The organism is Microbacterium schleiferi (genome assembly GCF_020781975.1).
In the GTDB taxonomy this organism is placed as follows: domain Bacteria; phylum Actinomycetota; class Actinomycetes; order Actinomycetales; family Microbacteriaceae; genus Microbacterium.
On the sequence record NZ_JAJGNI010000003.1, the window covers coordinates 312,963 to 334,223 of the forward strand.

Below are 21,261 nucleotides of genomic sequence, written 5' to 3' on the forward strand. Positions count from 1 at the left end.
CACAGACTCCTTGAGAGTCACAGACCTCCGGGTCTACGATGGGGGATCCGCTCTTCGCGGTGGTCTTGTCGACCGCTCGAGCGAGTCTGAGACTCGCCGGACGCCGATTTGACAGCGACGAGGAAACGGATAAGATAGAGAAGTTGCCCTGCGGGGAGGTCGAGAGGCCGAAAGCAGGAGCATCCGATCCTTGAGAACTCAACAGCGTGCACTTGTCAAATGCCAAAAAACCTCGATTCAGCTTCGGCTGAATGAGATTCCTTTGGATCAAAGTCCGGCACTTCGGTGCCGGCAACGGATAGTCAGCAATGACATCCATTTGGTCAGATCAAACTCGCTGCTTCAGTCAATTTCCGGCTGATCGCAGCAACATTTCTTCACGGAGAGTTTGATCCTGGCTCAGGATGAACGCTGGCGGCGTGCTTAACACATGCAAGTCGAACGGTGAAGCAGAGCTTGCTCTGTGGATCAGTGGCGAACGGGTGAGTAACACGTGAGCAATCTGCCCCTGACTCTGGGATAAGCGCTGGAAACGGCGTCTAATACCGGATACGAGCTGCGAAGGCATCTTCAGCAGCTGGAAAGAATTTCGGTCAGGGATGAGCTCGCGGCCTATCAGCTTGTTGGTGAGGTAACGGCTCACCAAGGCGTCGACGGGTAGCCGGCCTGAGAGGGTGACCGGCCACACTGGGACTGAGACACGGCCCAGACTCCTACGGGAGGCAGCAGTGGGGAATATTGCACAATGGGCGAAAGCCTGATGCAGCAACGCCGCGTGAGGGACGACGGCCTTCGGGTTGTAAACCTCTTTTAGCAGGAAAGAAGCGAAAGTGACGGTACCTGCAGAAAAAGCGCCGGCTAACTACGTGCCAGCAGCCGCGGTAATACGTAGGGCGCAAGCGTTATCCGGAATTATTGGGCGTAAAGAGCTCGTAGGCGGTCTGTCGCGTCTGCTGTGAAAACCCGAGGCTCAACCTCGGGCCTGCAGTGGGTACGGGCAGACTAGAGTGCGGTAGGGGAGATTGGAATTCCTGGTGTAGCGGTGGAATGCGCAGATATCAGGAGGAACACCGATGGCGAAGGCAGATCTCTGGGCCGTAACTGACGCTGAGGAGCGAAAGGGTGGGGAGCAAACAGGCTTAGATACCCTGGTAGTCCACCCCGTAAACGTTGGGAACTAGTTGTGGGGTCCATTCCACGGATTCCGTGACGCAGCTAACGCATTAAGTTCCCCGCCTGGGGAGTACGGCCGCAAGGCTAAAACTCAAAGGAATTGACGGGGACCCGCACAAGCGGCGGAGCATGCGGATTAATTCGATGCAACGCGAAGAACCTTACCAAGGCTTGACATATACGAGAACGGGCCAGAAATGGTCAACTCTTTGGACACTCGTAAACAGGTGGTGCATGGTTGTCGTCAGCTCGTGTCGTGAGATGTTGGGTTAAGTCCCGCAACGAGCGCAACCCTCGTTCTATGTTGCCAGCACGTAATGGTGGGAACTCATGGGATACTGCCGGGGTCAACTCGGAGGAAGGTGGGGATGACGTCAAATCATCATGCCCCTTATGTCTTGGGCTTCACGCATGCTACAATGGCCGGTACAAAGGGCTGCAATACCGCGAGGTGGAGCGAATCCCAAAAAGCCGGTCCCAGTTCGGATTGAGGTCTGCAACTCGACCTCATGAAGTCGGAGTCGCTAGTAATCGCAGATCAGCAACGCTGCGGTGAATACGTTCCCGGGTCTTGTACACACCGCCCGTCAAGTCATGAAAGTCGGTAACACCTGAAGCCGGTGGCCCAACCCTTGTGGAGGGAGCCGTCGAAGGTGGGATCGGTAATTAGGACTAAGTCGTAACAAGGTAGCCGTACCGGAAGGTGCGGCTGGATCACCTCCTTTCTAAGGAGCATCTGGCACCCTCGGGTGTCCAGGCGCCGGATCGAGACATACGTTCTCGCCGGTTAGCTCATGGGTGGAACATTTGACGAGGTGTCGATCGAAGATCGCCCCGCTCAGTACGTCCTTCGGGACTGGAACCGCGGATCGTGAACGATCGGCACATGCACGCTGTTGGGTCCTGAGGGACCGGGTGTCGCGAATGCGGCAGCTGAACCTCAGGGCCTTTTCTGGCGGTCGCAGTGCGACACGCGGAGAAGGTACCGCCCGTACTTTGAGAACTACACAGTGGACGCGAGCATCTTAGAGACGATCTTCGGATCGTTTCACAAAGATGATCTTTATAGATCATTAGTCAATTTCTGATCCGGCTTCGGTCGGATCCGATTCTTGATAAAACTCATGTGATTTCAAGTCTTTAAGAGCAAACGGTGGATGCCTTGGCATCTGGAGCCGAAGAAGGACGTAGCAATCTGCGATAAGCCTCGGGGAGTGGATAAGCACACTTTGATCCGAGGATCTCCGAATGGGGAAACCCCGCTGGGCGGCGTGCCGACCCAGTGACTCCCGCCTGAATATATAGGGCGGGTAGAGGGAACGTGGGGAAGTGAAACATCTCAGTACCCACAGGAAGAGAAAGCAACCGCGATTCCGTTAGTAGTGGCGAGCGAAACCGGAACAGGCTAAACCGAGTACGTGTGATATCCGGCAGGAGTTGCGTATTCGGGGTTGTGGGACTTTTCGTGTTGTTCTGCCGAACAGCAAGCGTTACAAGAAGGTATAGACGAATGGCATTGAAAGGCCAGTCATAGAGGGTGCCAACCCCGTAGTCGAAATGCCTCCCTTGGCGCGAGAAGTATCCCAAGTAGCACGGGGCCCGAGAAATCCCGTGTGAATCTGTCAGGACCACCTGATAAGCCTAAATACTCCCAGATGACCGATAGCGGACAAGTACCGTGAGGGAAAGGTGAAAAGTACCCCGGGAGGGGAGTGAAATAGTACCTGAAACCGTTTGCTTACAAACCGTTGGAGCAGCCCTAGCAGCTGTGACAGCGTGCCTTTTGAAGAATGAGCCTGCGAGTTAGCGATATGTGGCGAGGTTAACCCGTGTGGGGTAGCCGTAGCGAAAGCGAGTCTGAATAGGGCGATTCAGTCGCATGTCCTAGACCCGAAGCGAAGTGATCTATCCATGGCCAGGCTGAAGCGACGGTAAGACGTCGTGGAGGGCCGAACCCACTTAGGTTGAAAACTGAGGGGATGAGCTGTGGATAGGGGTGAAAGGCCAATCAAACTTCGTGATAGCTGGTTCTCTCCGAAATGCATTTAGGTGCAGCGTTGCGTGTTTCTTGCCGGAGGTAGAGCTACTGGATGGCCGATGGGCCCTACAAGGTTACTGACGTCAGCCAAACTCCGAATGCCGGTAAGTGAGAGCGCAGCAGTGAGACTGTGGGGGATAAGCTTCATAGTCGAGAGGGAAACAACCCAGACCACCAACTAAGGTCCCTAAGCGCGTGCTAAGTGGGAAAGGATGTGGAGTTGCTCAGACAACCAGGAGGTTGGCTTAGAAGCAGCCACCCTTGAAAGAGTGCGTAATAGCTCACTGGTCAAGTGATTCCGCGCCGACAATGTAACGGGGCTCAAGCACGCCACCGAAGTTGTGGCATTGACATTATTGGTAGGCCTTCGTGGTCCAGCCGTGTTGATGGGTAGGAGAGCGTCGTGTGGCCAGCGAAGCGGCGGTGTGAACCAGCCGTGGAGGCTACACGAGTGAGAATGCAGGCATGAGTAGCGAAAGACGTGTGAGAAACACGTCCTCCGAAAGACCAAGGGTTCCAGGGTCAAGCTAATCTTCCCTGGGTAAGTCGGGACCTAAGGCGAGGCCGACAGGCGTAGTCGATGGACAACGGGTTGATATTCCCGTACCGGCGAAGAACCGCCCCAATCAATCCAGTGGTGCTAAGTGCCCGAATCCCTTTGTACGATCCCTTCGGGGTGAGGCATTGGGCCTAGCGCACGACCCCATGCTGGTGCGGTTAGCGTATTAACAGGTGTGACGCAGGAAGGTAGCCCAAGCCAGGCGATGGTTGTCCTGGTGCAAGTGCGTAGGCCGAGTGATAGGCAAATCCGTCACTCATATGGCTGAGACACGATGCGGATAAAAAGTGGGTGATCCTATGCTGCCGAGAAAAGCATCGACGCGAGGTTCTAGCCGCCCGTACCCCAAACCGACTCAGGTGGTCAGGTAGAGAATACCAAGGAGATCGAGAGAATCGTGGTTAAGGAACTCGGCAAAATGCCCCCGTAACTTCGGGAGAAGGGGGGCCTTCGACGTATTAGGACTTGCTCCGAAAGCGTTTGGAGGCCGCAGAGACTAGTGGGTAGCGACTGTTTACTAAAAACACAGGTCCGTGCCAAGTCGCAAGACGATGTATACGGACTGACGCCTGCCCGGTGCTGGAAGGTTAAGAGGACGGGTTAGCGCAAGCGAAGCTCAGAATTTAAGCCCCAGTAAACGGCGGTGGTAACTATAACCATCCTAAGGTAGCGAAATTCCTTGTCGGGTAAGTTCCGACCTGCACGAATGGCGTAACGACTTCCCAACTGTCTCAACCGCGAACTCGGCGAAATTGCACTACGAGTAAAGATGCTCGTTACGCGCAGCAGGACGGAAAGACCCCGTGACCTTTACTACAGCTTGGTATTGGTGTTCGGTGTGGCTTGTGTAGGATAGGTGGGAGACTTTGAAGCAGGGACGCCAGTTCTTGTGGAGTCATTGTTGAAATACCACTCTGGTCACTCTGGATGTCTAACTTAGAACCGTAATCCGGTTCAGGGACAGTGCCTGGTGGGTAGTTTAACTGGGGCGGTTGCCTCCCAAAAAGTAACGGAGGCGCCCAAAGGTTCCCTCAACCTGGTTGGCAATCAGGTGGCGAGTGTAAGTGCACAAGGGAGCTTGACTGTGAGACTGACAGGTCGAGCAGGGACGAAAGTCGGGACTAGTGATCCGGCAGTGGCTTGTGGAAGCGCTGTCGCTCAACGGATAAAAGGTACCTCGGGGATAACAGGCTGATCTTGCCCAAGAGTCCATATCGACGGCATGGTTTGGCACCTCGATGTCGGCTCGTCGCATCCTGGGGCTGGAGTAGGTCCCAAGGGTTGGGCTGTTCGCCCATTAAAGCGGTACGCGAGCTGGGTTTAGAACGTCGTGAGACAGTTCGGTCCCTATCCGCTGCGCGCGTAGGAAGTTTGAGAGGATCTGACCCTAGTACGAGAGGACCGGGTTGGACGAACCTCTGGTGTGTCAGTTGTTCCGCCAGGAGCACCGCTGATTAGCTACGTTCGGGATGGATAACCGCTGAAAGCATCTAAGCGGGAAGCCGGCCTCAAGATGAGACTTCCATGCCTACGGGCGAGAGGCTCCCAGCAGACTACTGGGTTGATAGGCCAGATGTGGAAGCGTGGTAACACGTGCAGCTGACTGGTACTAATAAGCCGATGACTTGATAACACACCGTTTTTGGTGCTTGCGTCCACTGAGTGGTTCTCGATGTACGGTCGAGAACCGCATGACAATGACTTTTGTTGTGCAGACTGAAACATCAATAGTGTTTCGGCGGCCATAGCGAGAGGGAAACGCCCGGTCCCATTCCGAACCCGGAAGCTAAGCCTCTCAGCGCCGATGGTACTGCAGGGGGGACCCTGTGGGAGAGTAGGACACCGCCGGACTTCTTTTAAGAAATGGCCACCCAATGCTGGGTGGCCATTTCGCGTTAACAGGCCACTGCATCGCTGATGTACGCCACGTGGAAGGATCGGGCACGAGATGGTAGAGGACAGCGCGCCGAACGCGGATGATTCGGACCGTCGCGACCGCAAGGATCGAGCGGGTCGTCCGTATCGCGAGGGCAGTTCTGCGCGTGGTGGCCGACCCGATCGGGGTGGTTCGGATCGTCGGGCTGGTGCTGGGCGGAGCGCGTCCGGTGACAAGTCAGCCCGCGGCTCGTCGCGAGGCCCTCGCGACGGCGGCGCGAGCGGAGGCGAAGCCCGTCCTCGCTACAGCGATGACCGCGGCCGGCCCCACGGCTCGGCCCGCCCCCGCGGCGCGGGTGAGCGTGACGCCGACAGGCCGCGCTCGTCTGAACGAGGTGGTCGGCCGTCCGATCGTGGAGGACGGCCGTTCGAGCGAGGTGGTCGTCCGTCCGAGCGCGGTGGTCGTCCATCGGATCGTGGAGGCCGCCCCTCGGAGCGCAGGGGCGATACGGACCGCGGTCGCGCAGATCGTCCGCAGCGTAGGGAACGCCCACCTCGCGACAACGAAACCCGCGAACGCGCGCCCGAGATCCCTGAAGAGATCACCGCCCGGGACCTCGCTGCGCCCGCCCGCAATGAGCTCAAGACCTTGAGCAAAGAGAACGCGGACGCCGTTGCCCGGCACCTCGCCATGGCGGCGCGGGTGATCGATACCGATCCGGCCCTCGCGCACGAGCACGCGCAGGCCGCGGTCAAGCGTGCGGGTCGGATCGCCGTGGTCCGTGAGACTGCCGCGATCACCGCGTACGCGACCGGGGACTTCGCCCTCGCGCTGCGTGAGCTGCGGACGTATCGCCGCATCTCGGGCAAGGATGACCAGATCGCTCTGCTCGTCGACAGTGAACGCGGGGTGGGGCGTCCCGACCGTGCCCTGGAGGCGGGCCGGGCCGTCGACCGCGACGCGCTCCCGTCGGGGGTACGTGTCGAGCTCGCGATCGCGATGTCTGGCGCGCGCCTGGATCTGGGCGAGCCCGAGCGCGCGCTCAGTGAGCTCGATATTCCGGAGCTCGACCCGGATCGCGCCTTCGAGTGGTCACCCGCGCTCTTTGCCGCCCGTGCCACGGTTCTGGACGAGCTCGGACGCGTCGATGAGGCACAGGAGTGGCAGCGACGGGCGATCATCGCCGCCGATGCCCTGGATGCGGCAGCCGGCTTTGCCGAGAGCGAAGAGCTGTTCGTCGAGGACATTGAACCCGAGGAACTCTCGTCCGAAGGGCCCACCGCCGCGCCGGCGGCCACCGCCGAGCCGACCTCGCGTCCCGCGACTGAGACCGAGCGCGCCGACGGAGAGGGCTGATGGCGATGTTCTCGCGGCGGCGCACGTCATCGACGCCGCTCGATGGAGTGGATGCGGTCCTCGCCGACCTCGACGGTGTCGTCTACGCCGGGGCCGGCGCATTGCCGTGGGCAGTGGAGAGCCTGTCAGCGCTGGGGGAGCGGCGCCTCGGGTTCATCACGAACAATGCATCCAGGACCGACGAGGCTGTCGCCGAGCACCTTCGGGAGCTTGGCCTTGCGACGCAGGCATCGGACGTGGTCACCAGCCCGCAAGCGGCAACGCGTCTGCTGCGTACCCGCGTAGAACCGGGCGCGACGATTCTCGTCGTCGGTGGTGAGGGGCTGGTCGTCGAACTCGAGAACGCCGGGTACGCCGTCACCCGGAGTGCTGAGGATTCGCCGGCGGCTGTCGTGCAGGGTTTCGCCCCGGATGTGGGGTGGAAGCAGCTGGCGGAGGCGGCGTTCGCGCTGAAGACCCCGGAGGACGAGGGTGGCATCCCCTGGATCGCCACCAACACCGACTGGACGATCCCGCAGGCCCGCGGGATCGCACCGGGCAACGGCACGCTCGTCTCGGCGGTGCACACTGCCGTCGGGCGCCTGGCGACCGTCGCGGGAAAGCCCGAGACGCCGATCTTCGAGGAGGCTGTCGCGCGTTTCGGGGCGCAGCATCCGTTGTTCATCGGTGACCGCCTCGACACCGACATTCTCGGCGCCTGCCGGGCCGGAATCGCCTCGGCTCTGGTGCTGACGGGAATCGACCGGCCCAAGCACGTGCTGGCAGCCCCCGCCGGATCGCAGCCCACGTTTATCCTCGGTGATCTTCGCGAACTCTTCGAGCCGTACCCCGAGGCTGTGACCCATGACGGGGTGACGGAGGTGCGGGGTGCTCGCGTTCGCATCGATGGTCCCGATGTGGAAATCCTCGCGGAGGGGGAGCGCCCCATCGACCTCCTGCGTGCCGGGGCTGCCGCGATCTGGCGGACCGGCCGTGCGATCTTCGGGTTCCGTGTGCCGGAGCGCCTCTACGCGGATCCATTCCACCGGCCCTGAGCGTTCACCGGCCCTGGGCCTCCACCCTCCTGGGGCCTTCACCGCGCTGTCGGGCCTGATCGCGCTGTCGCGCCCGTAGTCTGGGTGTCATGCTCAGCGACGACCGTCCCGATGAGGATGCCGCCTCCGACGAGATCAAGGACGGCGACACCGTGACGGAAGCCGCCGCTCCCCGCCCTGACGAAAACCTTCTCTCGCAGCTGGATATCGTCGAGTCGCAGCCGCTGTCTGACCGGGCTGCGGCGTACGAAGCCATCCACGAAGACCTGGCTCGGCGCCTGGAGCACAATCCTGAGGCGCCTCGTCAGTGATCTCTCGCCGATGACACCCCGACTGGATGCCGAGCTCGCCGCTCGCGGCCTGGCGCGCTCGCGAACGCATGCTGCGCGCCTGATCTCCGCGGGCAGCGTCACCGTCGACGGGCGCGGGGTGGTGAAGCCGTCAGCGGCAGTGGACGCGGCATCCGTCATCGAGGTAGCAGCCGAGGATCACTACGTCAGCCGTGGGGCGCACAAACTCGTCGCGGCGCTCGAGGCGTTCGGGGTGGACATCGCGGGCAGAGCTGCGCTGGACCTGGGTGCGTCAACCGGCGGGTTCACACAGGTGCTGCGGGAGCGCGGGGCAACGCCGGTCGTTGCCGTCGACGTCGGCCACGGACAGCTCGCGGCCGGCATCGCATCCGACCCCGAGGTCATCTCGGTCGAGGGGTTCAACGTGCGTTACATGGATGCCGAGACGCTGCGCTCGGCATCCGGCGTGGGACTCGAGCCTCGGATCGTCGTGGGGGACCTCTCCTTCATCTCCCTGAGCCATGTCCTTCCTGCGATCCGCCGCGTGGCGGCGGCGGATGCCGACATCGTCCTGCTCGTAAAGCCGCAGTTCGAGGTGGGGCGCACCGGCATCCGCGAAGGGGTCGTGACCGATGCAGCGCTGCGTTCCGAGGCCGTCATGGGGGTCCTGTGGTCGGCGTGGGACACGGGACTCGGCACTCTCGGGGTGATTTCCTCCCCGATCGTGGGTACCCACGGCAACCTCGAGTACCTCGTGCATCTTGCCGCGTCGCGGGGGAGCAATCCGACAGAATGGATCAGCACGGTGAATCAGCTGACGGGAGCAGGATGACCGACGAGGCGCGCAACATCCTCGTGGTCGCGCACGGGCGTCGACCTGACACGGTGGGCGCTGCTGCCCGTGTGATCGGCGCCCTGCGTGACGCGGGCGCAACACCAGTGCTCTCCTCCGACGACCGGGCTGAGCTCGACTCCGCGATACCGGGGCCGCTCGCGACCCTCGGTGCTGATGTCGCGGTAGCCGACATCGAGCTGGCGATCGTCCTCGGGGGCGATGGCACAATCCTGCGGGCCGCAGAACTCGTGCGCGAGGGCAGCGCCCCGGTTCTCGGGATCAACATGGGTCACGTCGGCTTCCTCGCCGAGATCGAGCGCGATGACATGGACGAGGCAGTCCGGCGGGTCATCGACCGCGACTATACGGTCGAAGAGCGACTCGCGCTGCAGGTGCGGATCAAGGACCGCGACGAGCAGGTCATCTACGAGACGTGGGCGCTGAACGAGGCCACGGTCGAAAAGGCCAGCCGGGAGCGGATGCTCGAGGTCGTGATCGAGATCGACGGCCGGCCGCTGTCGTCGTTCGGCTGCGACGGCATCGTGGTGTCCACTCCGACCGGCTCGACCGCGTACAACTTCTCCGCCGGCGGTCCGGTGATCTGGCCGGGAGTCGAGGCGATCGCCGTCGTCCCGCTGTCGGCGCACGCGCTGTTTGCCAAGCCGCTCGTGATCGCGCCCGAGCACACCGTGGCCGTCGAGTTGCTCGAGCGCACGAACGGCACGGGCATCCTGTGGTGCGACGGCCGCCGCTCGCACGATCTTCCGGCCGGGGCGCGCGTCGTCGTCCGCCGATCCGAGCATCCGGTGCGGCTTGCGCGCCTGCATCCCGCGTCGTTCACCGACCGGCTCGTCAAGAAGTTCCGCCTGCCCGTCGAAGGATGGCGCGGCCCGTCACCCGCCGCGGAGAGTTCGTGATCGAGCAGATGACCCTGCGGGACCTCGGCGTCATCGCCGAGGCCACCCTGCCCATCGGTCCGGGTTTCACGGCGATCACGGGTGAGACCGGCGCGGGCAAGACGATGGTCGTGACCGGCCTCGGCCTGCTTCTCGGTCAGCGCTCGGACAGCGGTGCAGTGCGCGCGGGGGCGGCGCAGGCATCCGTTGAGGGCGTGTGGATCGTGCCGCCCGACGGGGCTGTGGCAGAGCGGGTGCGCGAAGCTGGCGCCGACGTCGAACCGATCGACGAGACGCGGGCCGAGCTGATCGTCGGGCGCATCATCTCGAGCGAGGGACGCAGTCGGGCTGCAGTCGGCGGGCGAGCAGCTCCCGCCGCGGTCCTGTCGGATCTTGCCGATGACCTCGTGGTCGTGCACGGGCAGTCCGAGCAGTTGCGGCTGCGCTCGGCTGCCGCCCAGCGCGACGCTCTCGACCGGTTTGGCGGTGCCGACGTCGCCGACGCGCTCGTCACCTACCGGGACCGGTTTGCGGCGTGGGAGGGACTGGACGCGGAACTGACGACCCTGATCACCGATCGCGACGCGCGGGCTGCGGAAGCCGAGGAACTGCGCGCCGCGATCGCGGTGATCGAAGCGGTGGCACCGCGGGCCGGGGAGGATGCCGAACTCACCCAGCGGGCCGAGCGGCTCGCGAACGCCGAGGCGCTGCGGGAGGCCGCGGCGCTGGCGCATGCGGCACTGACAGCCGAAGACGAGGCAACAGACGCGACGACCCTCGTCGGGGAGGCCAGGCGTGCCCTGGAACGTGCCGCGGGAAGTGACCCCGAGCTCGAGCGTCTCGCCGAGCAGGTAGCCGAGATCGGGTACCGGCTCGTCGATGTCTCAGCCTCGCTCGCGGGGTACCTCGCCGACCTCGATGAATCGGGTCCGCACGAACTTGCCGCCGTCGAGGAGCGCCGTGCCGCACTGTCCGAACTGGTGCGCGCGCACGGCTCCCTGGATGAGGCGATCGCGCTTCTGGACACCGGGTCGGCACGGCTGGCAGAACTCGACGACGACGGCGAGCGGGTCGAGCGACTCACTCGGGAGCGGGAGGAGGCGGCATCCGCTCTCGATGAGGCGGCAGCTGCCCTCACGGCGGCGCGCACGACGGCTGCCGCCCGCCTCGGAGAGCTCGTGACCGCCGAGTTGCATGCTCTGGCGATGCCGGATGCCGAGATCGAGGTTTCCGTCACCCCCGCAGCTCCGAGCCGCTCCGGGCGGGACGAAGTGGCGATCCTCCTGGCACCCCACCCGGGTTCGTCGCCACGCCCGGTCTCGCGCAGCGCATCCGGCGGTGAGCTCAGTCGGGTCATGCTCGCGATCGAGGTCGTGATCGCCGGTGTCGATGCCGTACCGACCTTCGTGTTCGATGAGGTGGATGCCGGGATCGGCGGCGCCGCGGCGATCGAGGTGGGAAGGCGGCTCGCGCGTTTGGCCCAGACATCCCAGGTGATCGCCGTGACCCACCTCGCGCAGGTGGCGGCGTTCGCGAACAACCATCTGAGCGTGGTCAAGGCCAGCGATGGCGCGATCACGGCATCCGGTGTTCACCAACTCATCGGCGCCGCCCGGGAGGCCGAGATGGCGCGGCTGCTGTCGGGGATGCCAGACTCCGAGGCAGCGCTCACCCACGCCCGCGAGTTGCTCGACCTGGGCGCGATTGCCGACTGATAGGATCGAAGCCCGTGATGCAGACCCCGAGTGACTCGCACGGTTCCCCTTCGGATGACGCCCCGGCGTCCCCCTTCTCTACCGGTGACGAGCGCTCGTCGGGCCTCACGACGACGAAGCATATTTTCGTCACGGGAGGTGTCGTTTCCTCCCTCGGCAAGGGTCTGACTGCCGCAAGCCTCGGCAATCTGCTCACCGCTCGCGGCTTGCGGGTCGTGATGCAGAAGCTCGACCCGTACCTCAACGTCGATCCCGGAACGATGAACCCGTTCCAGCACGGCGAGGTCTTCGTGACCGATGACGGCGCTGAGACCGACCTCGACATCGGGCACTACGAGCGGTTCCTCGACATCGACCTGAGCCAGGCTGCCAACGTCACGACCGGGCAGATCTACTCCCAGGTCATCGCCCGGGAGCGGCGCGGTGAGTACCTCGGCGACACGGTGCAGGTGATTCCGCACATCACCGACGAGATCAAGCGGCGCATGCGGTTGCAGGCGACCGAGGACCCGCAGCCCGATGTCATCATCACCGAGATCGGCGGCACTGTCGGTGACATCGAGTCGCAGCCGTTCATCGAGTCCGCCCGTCAGATCCGGCACGAGCTCGGCCGCAAGAACGTCTTCTTCGTGCATGTGTCGCTCGTGCCGTTCATGGGTGCCTCGGGGGAGCAGAAGACCAAGCCCACGCAGCACTCGGTGGCGACGCTGCGCTCGATCGGCATCCAGCCCGACGCGCTCGTGCTGCGTAGCGACCGCCCCGTGACTGAGGCGAACAAGCGCAAGATCGCCCTCATGTGCGACGTCGACGAGGGCGCCGTCGTCAACGCGGTCGACGTGCCGAGCATCTACGACATCCCGACGATGCTCCACGACCAGGGGCTGGATGACTACATCGTCGACGCTCTCGATATCGCGAAGGCCGACCGCGTGGACTGGACGCGCTGGAACCGCGTGCTGCAGGCGGTCCACAACCCCAAGCACGAGGTGACGATCGGGCTGGTCGGCAAGTACATCGATCTTCCCGACGCCTATCTGTCGGTGACCGAGGCCCTGAAGGCCGGCGGCTTCGCGCACGAGACCCACGTGACCATCACCTGGATTCCCTCGGACCTGTGCGAGACCCCGGAGGGCGCGGCGAAGGCGCTCGCGTCGGTCGATGGGATCGTCGTTCCCGGCGGTTTCGGCATCCGTGGCATCGAGGGCAAGCTCGGTGCGCTGCGTTTCGCGCGCGAGCAGGGCATCCCGACGCTCGGCCTGTGCCTGGGCCTGCAGTGCATGGTCATCGAGTACGCGCGCAACATGGCAGACCTGCCGGGGGCATCCTCGAGCGAGTTCGATCCCGACACCGAGTTCCCGGTCATCGCGACGATGGCAGAGCAGGTCGACATCATCGACCACGGCGACCTGGGCGGCACCATGCGGCTGGGGCTGTATCCGGCGCAGCTCGACGAGGGCTCGATCGCGGCCGAGGTCTACGAATCCACGCGCGTTTCGGAGCGCCACCGCCACCGGTACGAGGTCAACAACGCCTACCGTGACCGCCTCGCCACCGCGGGCCTGCGTTTCTCGGGGCTCTCTCCCGACCGGAACCTCGTCGAATACGTCGAGCTGCCGCGTGAGGTGCACCCGTACTACATCGCGACCCAGGCCCACCCCGAGCTGCGCTCGCGGCCGACGGCGCCGCATCCGCTTTTCCGCGGGCTCGTGGGTGCAGCTCTCGACCGTCACCGCGCGAGCGAGCTCTTCGACGTCGAATCGGATGAGTGAGAACGTGACCGGCGCAGTGCACGATGAGCCGTTCGAGGCTCCCGTCGTCTCGTCGACTCTGGTGCACGAGGGTCGGGTGTGGGACGTCCGCAGCGACACTGTTCGCTACGGCGATGCCGAGATCGTGCGCGAGTACGTTGACCATCCGGGTGCTGCGGCTGTGATCGCGATCGACGACGAGGGGCGGATGCTGCTGATCCAGCAGTATCGGCATCCGATTCGCCACCGGGACTGGGAGGTGCCGGCGGGGCTGCTCGATGTCGCCGGTGAACCGCCGATGGCGACGGCGCAGCGCGAGCTTGCCGAGGAGGCCGACCTTGTTGCTGCGTCGTGGCAGCCGCTCGTGAGCATCTTCACGACGCCGGGCGGCAACGACGAGGTCGTGCACCTGTTCCTCGCGCGCGGGTTGAGCGCGGCGCCAGAGGTGCACGAGCGCGAGGACGAGGAGGCCGACATTCGGCTCGAATGGGTGCCCGTCGATGAGGTCATCTCGGGTGTTCTGGGCGGGAGCCTGCGCAACGGCATCCTCTCGGTGGGGGTGCTCGCCGCCGCCGAAGTGCTGCGTCGCGAACGCCAGGGCTGAGGATGCAGCTCGATCGGGCCCTCGACGCGTACCTGCGCCACGTCACGATCGAGCGGGGGCTCTCGGCGCATACCGTGGCCGCGTATCGCCGCGACCTCGGGCCATACTGGCAGTGGCTCGCAGGGCGCGGGATCGATGACTCTGCGCAGGTCACGGCGGCGCTCGTAACGGAGTTCATCGCCGAGCGCGCGGCATCCGACCCGCCGCCAGCAGCCACGAGTCTTGCACGCCTGCAGTCGTCGGTGCGGGGGATGCATCGGTTCCTCGTTGTCGAGGGCATCGACCACGTCGATCCGACGACGCACGTGCGGCCGCCGAAGATGCCCCGGCGCCTCCCGAAGGCGCTCACGATCGCCCAGGTCGAGTCGCTGCTGGCTGCTGCGGGTCCCGAGCCTGCGGCGGCAACACCCGGCGATCTCGTGGCGCTGCGGGATCGGGCACTTCTCGAACTGCTGTACGCGACGGGTGCGCGCGTGTCGGAGGCGGTAGGCCTCGATGTCGACGACGTGACCGATGGCGACATCCTGCGGGTGCGCGGCAAGGGCTCGAAGGAGCGCATCGTTCCCATCGGGTCGTACGCGCGGGCAGCGGTGGATGCCTACCTCACCCGGGCGCGTCCCGAGCTCGCCCGTCGCGGCAAGGCAAGCCCGCGGCTGTTCCTCGGGGCGCGCGGGGCGCCGTTATCGCGACAGAGCGCGTGGCTCGTAATCCAGGCCGCCGCCGAGCGCGCGAACCTCGAGGCGCATGTGTCGCCGCACACGCTGCGGCACTCGTTCGCGACCCATTTGCTGCAGGGCGGCGCCGACGTCCGCGTCGTGCAAGAACTCCTCGGCCATGCCTCGGTCGCGACGACGCAGATCTACACGCATGTCAGCGTCGACGCCCTGCGTGATGTGTATGCGACGTCGCACCCTCGCGCGCGCTGAGCAGGCCTCAGGACGACAGACGTTCCCGCCATGCTCGCGCGGTCTCGGCGAGGAGCTGGTCCCAGTTCGTCGGGCGGATGCCGAAGGTCTGCTCGGTCTCGGTGGCATCGACCTCGAAGGGCGCATCGAACTGATACAGCATTCCGTCCACTTCGCGAAGGAGCGGGACGACGAGACCACCGGTCTTGAGCAGCCACCGCGGCACGACGCGTAGTCGCGGTTCGGGAGCGCCGACCGCCGCGCTCAGTCGCCGAAGCGCCTCGCGGACGCTCACGGGCGGGTTCGAGGGCACGAGCCACGGTCTGCCCCAGGCCCGTTCGTCGCGGCCGAGCATTGCGAGGGTCCGTGCGACGTCGTCGATCGCTGTCCACGCGTGTGGCACATCAGGGTCGGCGAACACCGATGCGGGCTTGCCGGCGAGCGTCGACTGGGCGTACCTCGCGAGGAGCCCGCTGGCAACGGGGAGCGTCGGGCCGATGTAGTCCGAGGCGCGGGCCTCGGTGGCACGGATGCGGCCTGCCTCGTGTGCCGCGTGTGCTTCCTCCCACATCCGGGCCCGCAAAGCGCCCTTGTGATCAGTCGGATTCAGCGGCATCTGCGCGGTCATCGGCTCCGTGACGGGGCCGTAGCCGTACAGGTTCGACATCGTCACGAGCACGGCGCCGGTCGACTCGGCAGCGGTCAGGAGCGCCGACCCCAACGGCGGCCAGAGGCGTTCCCACTGCGTGTAGCTCCCCGGGTTCGCGCAGTTGTAGATCGCTGCCGCACCGGAGGCGATGCGGGTGAGCGCCTCCGGGTCCGAAGCATCCGCGGCTATCGACCTGATGCCGTCGCCGCCAAGTTCACTGCCCGAGCGGGTGACGACGATCACCGGTTCACCGTCGCCGGCGAGGATGCGCGCGAGAGACGACCCGACCGGGCCGGCTCCGACGATGACGTGGGGTGCGCTGGACATGGCCCGAGTGTAGGGCCGAACGCGCCCGGCACGCCTCGCGGTCGGTGAACGCTCGGTGACTAGAATCGATCAACGGCATGGCGAAGTCAGGAGAGTCGGTGGCGGGCAGCAAACGAGGCGCGAAGACGGACGCGGAGTCCGACATCCTCGGTCCCACCGGTCGCCCATATCGCGGGTTCGACACCCCTCCGCCGCTGTCGTCGCACGGTCCTGCCCGCGTGATCGCCCTGTGCAACCAGAAGGGCGGCGTCGGCAAGACCACGACGACGATCAATCTCGCTGCCTCGCTCGCGGACTACGGCAGGCGAGTGCTGGCCGTCGACTTCGACCCGCAGGGTGCGCTGTCGGCGGGTCTCGGCATCCCGACGCACGACATCACCACGATCTACGAGCTGCTGCTCGATCCCAAGCGCGACCCGCACGACGCGATCGTGAAGACGTCGGTGGAGGGGCTCGATGTCATCCCGGCGAACATCGATCTGTCGGCTGCAGAAGTCCACCTCGTCAACGAGGTAGCACGCGAGACGATCCTTGCCCGGGTGCTGCGCAAGGTGGCCGGGGAATACGACGTCATCCTCATCGACTGTCAGCCCTCGCTCGGACTCCTCACCGTCAATGCCCTCACCGCCAGCCACGGCGTGATCATTCCGCTGGAGTGCGAGTACTTCGCGCTGCGCGGGGTTGCCCTGCTCATCGAGACGATCGACAAGGTCCGCGATCGCCTGAACCCCGACATCCGTCTCGATGGGGTACTCGCGACCATGTACGACCCGCGCACGCTGCACTCGCGTGAGGTGCTCGAGCGCGTCGTCGAGGCGTTCGGCGATGACGTGCTGGAGACCGTGATCGGTCGCACCGTCAAGTTCCCGGACGCGTCGGTGTCGGGGATGCCGATCACGACGTTCGCTCCCGAACACGCCGCGGCGCAGGCCTATCTGCGGCTCGCGCGAGAGCTCGTCGCCCGTGGCGCCGTCGCCTGAGCCCTCGAGCGCGACGGATGCCGCTCCGGTGCCGTCAGACGAGAGCGGCAGTTCCGTGCATCCGCGGCGCATTGATGAGCCGCAGGTGCACGAAACTGCAGCACACGAGGGAACGGATGCCGCGCCCGGTGCCGCTGCGGATGCCGCGCCCGGTGCCGCTGCGGATGCCGCGGCCGAAGCAGACGGCGGGTTCCGCGTCACGCTCGATGTGTTCGATGGCCCGTTCGACCTGCTGCTGACACTCATCAGCAAACGCGAACTCGATATCACCGAGGTTTCGCTCAGCGAGGTCACCAACGAGTTCATCGCCCACGTGCGGGCGCTCGGCCCCGAGCACGACCTCGACGAGTCCTCGCAGTTCCTGGTCGTTGCCGCGACGCTCTTGGACATGAAGGTCGCAGGCCTACTGCCCCAGGGGGAGTTGGTGGATGCCGAGAGCGTCGCGCTGCTCGAGGCCCGCGATCTGCTCTTCGCCCGCCTCTTGCAATACCGCGCGTTCAAGGAGGTCTCGGCGTGGTTCGGGCGCAGCCTCCTGCGCGAGGACACACGTCACGCGCGCACGGTGCGGCTCGATGCGAAGTACCGGGATGCCGTCCCCGAACTCGTCTGGACGCTTTCACCGCAGGATTTTGCTGCGCTCGCGATGCTCGCCTTCGCGCCGAAGGAGATCCCGCAGGTCGGGCTCGACCATCTGCACGCGCCGTTGATCAGCATCCGGGAGCAGGCGGCTGTCGTGGTGACGCTGCTTCGAAACTCCGGATCGCTGAACTTCCGCGAGCTGATCGTCGGGGTGGACCAGCCGGGGATCGTGGTAGCGCGCTTCCTGTCGGTCCTCGAGCTGTACCGCCACGCGGCACTCTCATTCGAGCAGGTCGAACCCCTCGGCGAACTCACGCTGCGCTGGACCGCCGAGCGGTGGTCGGACGAGAACCTTGCGACACTGGGAGCCGACTATGACCGATGACACGACCTCGGACTTCGCTTCCGACATCACCCGCCGGCTTGAGGCGATCATGATGATCCTCGACGAGCCGCACAGCCTCGTGAGCCTTGCCGCGGCAGTAGGGGCGCCCGTGCCCGCCGTACGCCAGGCCATCGAGACCCTCGTCGCTGACTACGACGGTCTGACCGGCGGCCCCAAGCGCGGGTTCGAGCTGCGCGAGGTCGGCGGCGGCTGGCGGCTGTACGTACGGGAGGAGTTCGACGATCTCGTGAGCGACTTCGTCGGAACGCAGGCTCCGTCGCGGCTCTCGCAGGCTGCCCTCGAGACGCTCGCCGTCATCGCCTACAAGCAGCCCGTCACCCGCGGGCAAGTCGCGGCGATCCGTGCCGTCAATGTCGATTCGGTGGTGCGGACGCTCCTGTCGCGGGGTCTCATCACGGAGGTATTCACGGATCCCGACACCGGGGCGATCCATTACGGCACGACCGATGCCCTGCTCGTGAACCTCGGGATCAACTCCCTTGATGAGCTGCCGCACATCTCACCCCTGCTCGATGACGGTGCAGACGGTTTCGCGGGGGAGTCGATCCGATGACGGCATCCGGATTCGAGTCAGAGGGCCCCGACGGCGTGCGCCTGCAGAAGGTGCTCGCCGGAGCCGGAGTAGCGTCGCGTCGTGTCTCAGAGCAGCTGATCGCGGCCGGGCGTGTTCGGGTGAACGGCCGCGTCGTGACCGAACTCGGGACGCGTATCGATCCGACCACGGACCTCGTGGATGTGGACGGGGTCGCCGTGCAGCTCGATGAGAGCAAGCGATATGTGGTGCTCAACAAACCGCGCGGCGTCGTCAGCTCGATGCGCGACGAGCGGGGCCGCCCGGATCTTCGCGAATACACGGCGGAATGGTCGGAGCGACTCTTCAACGTCGGACGCCTGGATGCCGATACCAGCGGACTGCTCGTCCTCACGAACGACGGTGAGTTGGCGCACGTGCTCTCACACCCGTCGTTCGGGGTGACGAAGGTCTACATCGCCAAGGTCGAGGGGCGCGTCACGCCGCAGACGATCGCGCGACTCACACGTGGGATCACGCTGGAGGATGGCCCGATAGCCGCCGACAAGGCGCGGCTGCTGTCGGCATCCGATGCCGGCGGTGGCTCGCTCGTGGAACTCACCCTGCACTCGGGCCGCAACCGCATCGTGCGACGGATGATGGCCGAGGTGGGTCATCCGGTCGTGGAGCTCGTGCGCCGCCAGTTCGGCCCGCTGCACCTGGGAAGCCTCCCGGTCGGGGCGGTGAGGGAGTTGACTACAGTAGAACGAGGCGCATTGCTGACTCTTGCGCGCCGCGAGGGTGACCCGCAGCAAGAGATCGCGCGCCACGAGGCTGACGACTCTTCGTCGCCCGATTCTCAGGAGACTTCCCCGTGACGAGCCCCGATACGTCAGCCGTGGCAGGCGGTGATTCGCTGACCCCACGCGTCACCGGCACAGTGCGCGTCGTCGGTGCCGGTCTCCTCGGCGCCAGCGTCGGGCACGCGCTGCGGGCGCTGGGCGTGGATGTCGTGCTCGAGGATGCTTCGCCATCGCAACTGCGTCTCGCGATCGATTACGGCGCCGGACGCGCTGCCACACCCGCCGACGAGCCCACGCTCATCGTCGTCGCGGTTCCGCCGGATGTCGTCGCCGACGTCGTCGAGCGGGAACTGCGCACGTTCCCGGCCGCCGTCGTGACGGATGTCGCGAGCGTCAAGCTCGAGCCGTTGCAGGAGCTGCAAGCTCGCGGCGTCGACCTCACGCACTACATCGGGTCGCATCCGCTGGCCGGTCGTGAGCGGGGCGGTGCGATTTCGGCGCGGGCCGACCTGTTCATCGGTCGCCCCTGGGTGGTCTGCCGTGACGGCAAGACCCCGGCATCCGACCTTGCCCTCGTCGAGGCGCTCGCGCTGGATCTCGGGGCGACCCCGATCGAGATGACTCCGGAAGACCACGACCGCTCAGTGGCGCTGGTGTCGCACGTGCCGCAGCTGGTGGCGAGCCTGCTGGCAGGCCGGTTCACCGACGCCCCCGACGGGTCGCTGCGGCTCGCCGGTCAGGGCGTTCGCGACACCACCCGAATCGCCGCTTCGGCTCCCGAGCTCTGGGTGCAGATCCTGGCGGCCAATGCCGCCCCCGTCGTAGACATCCTCGACGCACTGTCGCAGGACCTTGCCGCCGTCGCCGAGGCGCTCCGCACGCCCGAGGCGCCGGGAGCTCGACGCGAGATCGCCGACACCATTCGCCGGGGCAACGAGGGCGTGGAGCGCCTGCCCGGTAAGCACGGCCAGAACCGCCGCTTCGCGTCCCTCGTGGTGATGGTCGATGACACCGCCGGGCAACTCGGCCGCCTGTTCGGTGACCTGGGCGCGCTCGCGGTCAACGTCGAAGACTTCCGGCTGGAACACTCGCCGGGGGCCCCTTTCGGCCTCGCCGAAATCGCCGTCGCGCCATCCGTGCTGCGCGACGCGACAGCCGGACTCGAGAAGCGCGGATGGAAGATCGCGAGCACCACCAATGACTGATACCGCCCCCGAGGCTCTGGCCGCCGACACTGTCGCCGCAGACACCGCCGCGTCCGACGTCGTGATCGTCGCGGTTGATGGCCCTGCCGGCAGCGGCAAGTCCAGCGTGTCGAAGCAGGTGGCCCGCGCGCTCGGCTTCGGCTACCTCGACACGGGAGCGGCGTATCGGGCGCTCGCGTGGCACGCGTTGGCGCGCGAGGTCGACACCTCCGATGCCACTGCTGTGCTGGAAGCCGTCAGCGACTTCGACTTCCGCATTTCCCTGGACCCTGATGACTATTGGGTGCGATCGGGCGAGGTCGATGTGACCGAGGCGATTCGCGAGCAGCGGGTGACGGATGCCGTGAGCGGCGTCGCCCGCGTTCCGGCGATCCGACGAGCGATCAATGCGGCGTTCCGGCGGCTGGTTGCGGCATCCGGTCGTCCCGGGGTTGTCGTGGAGGGTCGGGACATCACGACCGTCGTCGCCCCGGATGCGCCGGCGCGGATCCTGCTGACCGCTGATCCCGCGGTTCGGGCTGCGCGACGCAGCGCCGAGATCAGCGGATCGACCGCGGCAGAGGTCGCGGAGGCGTTGCGGCGCCGCGATTCGTCGGACTCGAAGGTCGTGGACTTCCTGACCGCCGCTCCGGGCGTTGCCGTGGTCGATTCGACCGCGTTGGATTTCGACGAGACGGTGGCAGAAGTGCTCGCCGTCGCACGCCGGGAACTCGGGGGCGCCGCGCCAGTGGACCCCGACCGGGTAGCCCCGGGCGTGGAGGGGAAGGACTGA

General features: G+C 65.3%; 16 protein-coding genes and 3 rRNA genes. 18 read left to right on the plus strand and 1 reads right to left on the minus strand.

From position 1 onward, the window contains the following. Positions 1-376: 376 nt before the first annotated feature. The 12 genes from LL236_RS05465 (at position 377) to xerD (ending at position 15,050) form a co-directional block, all read left to right on the plus strand. Positions 377-1,898, plus strand: a 16S ribosomal RNA gene (locus LL236_RS05465). A gap of 405 nt (positions 1,899-2,303) precedes the next feature. Then, positions 2,304-5,403: ribosomal RNA gene (locus tag LL236_RS05470) — 23S ribosomal RNA — on the plus strand. 101 nt (positions 5,404-5,504) lie between these two features. Beyond that, positions 5,505-5,621, plus strand: a 5S ribosomal RNA gene (gene rrf, locus LL236_RS05475). Together the 16S, 23S and 5S rRNA genes form the textbook arrangement of a ribosomal RNA operon. Positions 5,622-6,294: 673 nt before the next feature. Then, complete coding sequence (locus LL236_RS05480) at positions 6,295-7,002, plus strand: hypothetical protein (protein WP_228177784.1); 708 nt, start codon at positions 6,295-6,297, stop codon at positions 7,000-7,002. Further along, on the plus strand, positions 7,002-8,036 hold the full coding sequence (locus LL236_RS05485; protein ID WP_228177785.1) for an HAD-IIA family hydrolase: 1,035 nt from the start codon (positions 7,002-7,004) through the stop codon (positions 8,034-8,036). Before LL236_RS05480 ends, LL236_RS05485 begins: the two co-directional genes overlap by 1 nt. Positions 8,037-8,125: 89 nt before the next feature. Beyond that, positions 8,126-8,347: a hypothetical protein gene (locus LL236_RS05490; protein WP_228177837.1), complete on the plus strand. Its 222-nt coding sequence runs from the start codon at positions 8,126-8,128 to the stop codon at positions 8,345-8,347. A gap of 10 nt (positions 8,348-8,357) precedes the next feature. Continuing rightward, positions 8,358-9,158, plus strand: coding sequence for a TlyA family RNA methyltransferase (locus LL236_RS05495; RefSeq protein ID WP_228177786.1), 801 nt, complete (start codon positions 8,358-8,360; stop codon positions 9,156-9,158). Next, complete coding sequence (locus tag LL236_RS05500) at positions 9,155-10,078, plus strand: NAD kinase (RefSeq protein ID WP_228177787.1); 924 nt, start codon at positions 9,155-9,157, stop codon at positions 10,076-10,078. Before LL236_RS05495 ends, LL236_RS05500 begins: the two co-directional genes overlap by 4 nt. Then, positions 10,075-11,772, plus strand: a complete 1,698-nt coding sequence (recN, locus tag LL236_RS05505) for a DNA repair protein RecN (RefSeq protein WP_228177831.1) — start codon at positions 10,075-10,077, stop codon at positions 11,770-11,772. Before LL236_RS05500 ends, recN begins: the two co-directional genes overlap by 4 nt. Positions 11,773-11,789: 17 nt before the next feature. Next, positions 11,790-13,541 (plus strand): CTP synthase, encoded by a 1,752-nt coding sequence (locus LL236_RS05510; protein WP_228177832.1) that lies wholly within the window; start codon positions 11,790-11,792, stop codon positions 13,539-13,541. Further along, positions 13,534-14,124: an NUDIX domain-containing protein gene (locus LL236_RS05515; RefSeq protein WP_228177788.1), complete on the plus strand. Its 591-nt coding sequence runs from the start codon at positions 13,534-13,536 to the stop codon at positions 14,122-14,124. Before LL236_RS05510 ends, LL236_RS05515 begins: the two co-directional genes overlap by 8 nt. 2 nt (positions 14,125-14,126) lie before the next feature. Continuing rightward, entirely contained in the window at positions 14,127-15,050 is a 924-nt protein-coding gene (gene xerD, locus LL236_RS05520) for a site-specific tyrosine recombinase XerD (protein ID WP_228177789.1), read from the plus strand. Positions 15,051-15,057: 7 nt separating this feature from the next. Here xerD and LL236_RS05525 read toward each other — a convergent pair whose 3' ends face one another. After that, positions 15,058-16,005 carry an NAD-dependent epimerase/dehydratase family protein gene (locus LL236_RS05525; RefSeq protein ID WP_228177790.1) on the minus strand — a complete coding sequence of 316 codons (948 nt, stop codon included), beginning with the start codon at positions 16,003-16,005 and terminating at the stop codon, positions 15,058-15,060. 77 nt (positions 16,006-16,082) lie between these two features. Here LL236_RS05525 and LL236_RS05530 point away from each other — a divergent pair, with 77 nt between their 5' ends. The 6 genes from LL236_RS05530 to cmk all read left to right on the plus strand — a co-directional run bounded on the left by LL236_RS05530 (position 16,083) and on the right by cmk (position 21,261). Further along, the gene (locus LL236_RS05530; RefSeq protein ID WP_228177791.1) at positions 16,083-16,985 is read left to right on the plus strand and encodes a ParA family protein; all 903 of its coding nucleotides are present in this window, start codon (positions 16,083-16,085) and stop codon (positions 16,983-16,985) included. An 85-nt stretch (positions 16,986-17,070) separates the two neighbouring features. Then, positions 17,071-17,949 carry a segregation and condensation protein A gene (locus LL236_RS05535; RefSeq protein ID WP_374198008.1) on the plus strand — a complete coding sequence of 293 codons (879 nt, stop codon included), beginning with the start codon at positions 17,071-17,073 and terminating at the stop codon, positions 17,947-17,949. Next, entirely contained in the window at positions 17,939-18,523 is a 585-nt protein-coding gene (gene scpB, locus LL236_RS05540; protein ID WP_228177792.1) for an SMC-Scp complex subunit ScpB, read from the plus strand. The genes LL236_RS05535 and scpB overlap by 11 nt, the downstream gene beginning before the upstream one ends. Further along, positions 18,520-19,359, plus strand: a complete 840-nt coding sequence (locus LL236_RS05545; protein WP_228177793.1) for a pseudouridine synthase — start codon at positions 18,520-18,522, stop codon at positions 19,357-19,359. Before scpB ends, LL236_RS05545 begins: the two co-directional genes overlap by 4 nt. Then, on the plus strand, positions 19,356-20,489 hold the full coding sequence (locus tag LL236_RS05550) for a prephenate dehydrogenase (protein ID WP_228177794.1): 1,134 nt from the start codon (positions 19,356-19,358) through the stop codon (positions 20,487-20,489). The genes LL236_RS05545 and LL236_RS05550 overlap by 4 nt, the downstream gene beginning before the upstream one ends. Then, positions 20,482-21,261, plus strand: coding sequence for a (d)CMP kinase (gene cmk / locus LL236_RS05555; protein WP_228177795.1), 780 nt, complete (start codon positions 20,482-20,484; stop codon positions 21,259-21,261). The genes LL236_RS05550 and cmk overlap by 8 nt, the downstream gene beginning before the upstream one ends.

Coding starts and splice junctions, on each gene's coding strand:
- cmk (WP_228177795.1), top strand. CDS start 20,482: ATGACTGATACCGCCCCCGAGGCTCTGGCCGCCGACACTGTCGCCGCA.
- LL236_RS05485 (WP_228177785.1), top strand. CDS start 7,002: ATGGCGATGTTCTCGCGGCGGCGCACGTCATCGACGCCGCTCGATGGA.
- LL236_RS05515 (WP_228177788.1), top strand. CDS start 13,534: ATGAGTGAGAACGTGACCGGCGCAGTGCACGATGAGCCGTTCGAGGCT.
- xerD (WP_228177789.1), top strand. CDS start 14,127: ATGCAGCTCGATCGGGCCCTCGACGCGTACCTGCGCCACGTCACGATC.
- LL236_RS05495 (WP_228177786.1), top strand. CDS start 8,358: ATGACACCCCGACTGGATGCCGAGCTCGCCGCTCGCGGCCTGGCGCGC.
- scpB (WP_228177792.1), top strand. CDS start 17,939: ATGACCGATGACACGACCTCGGACTTCGCTTCCGACATCACCCGCCGG.
- LL236_RS05490 (WP_228177837.1), top strand. CDS start 8,126: ATGCTCAGCGACGACCGTCCCGATGAGGATGCCGCCTCCGACGAGATC.
- LL236_RS05500 (WP_228177787.1), top strand. CDS start 9,155: ATGACCGACGAGGCGCGCAACATCCTCGTGGTCGCGCACGGGCGTCGA.
- LL236_RS05510 (WP_228177832.1), top strand. CDS start 11,790: ATGCAGACCCCGAGTGACTCGCACGGTTCCCCTTCGGATGACGCCCCG.
- LL236_RS05525 (WP_228177790.1), bottom strand. CDS start 16,005: ATGTCCAGCGCACCCCACGTCATCGTCGGAGCCGGCCCGGTCGGGTCG.
- LL236_RS05530 (WP_228177791.1), top strand. CDS start 16,083: ATGGCGAAGTCAGGAGAGTCGGTGGCGGGCAGCAAACGAGGCGCGAAG.
- LL236_RS05545 (WP_228177793.1), top strand. CDS start 18,520: ATGACGGCATCCGGATTCGAGTCAGAGGGCCCCGACGGCGTGCGCCTG.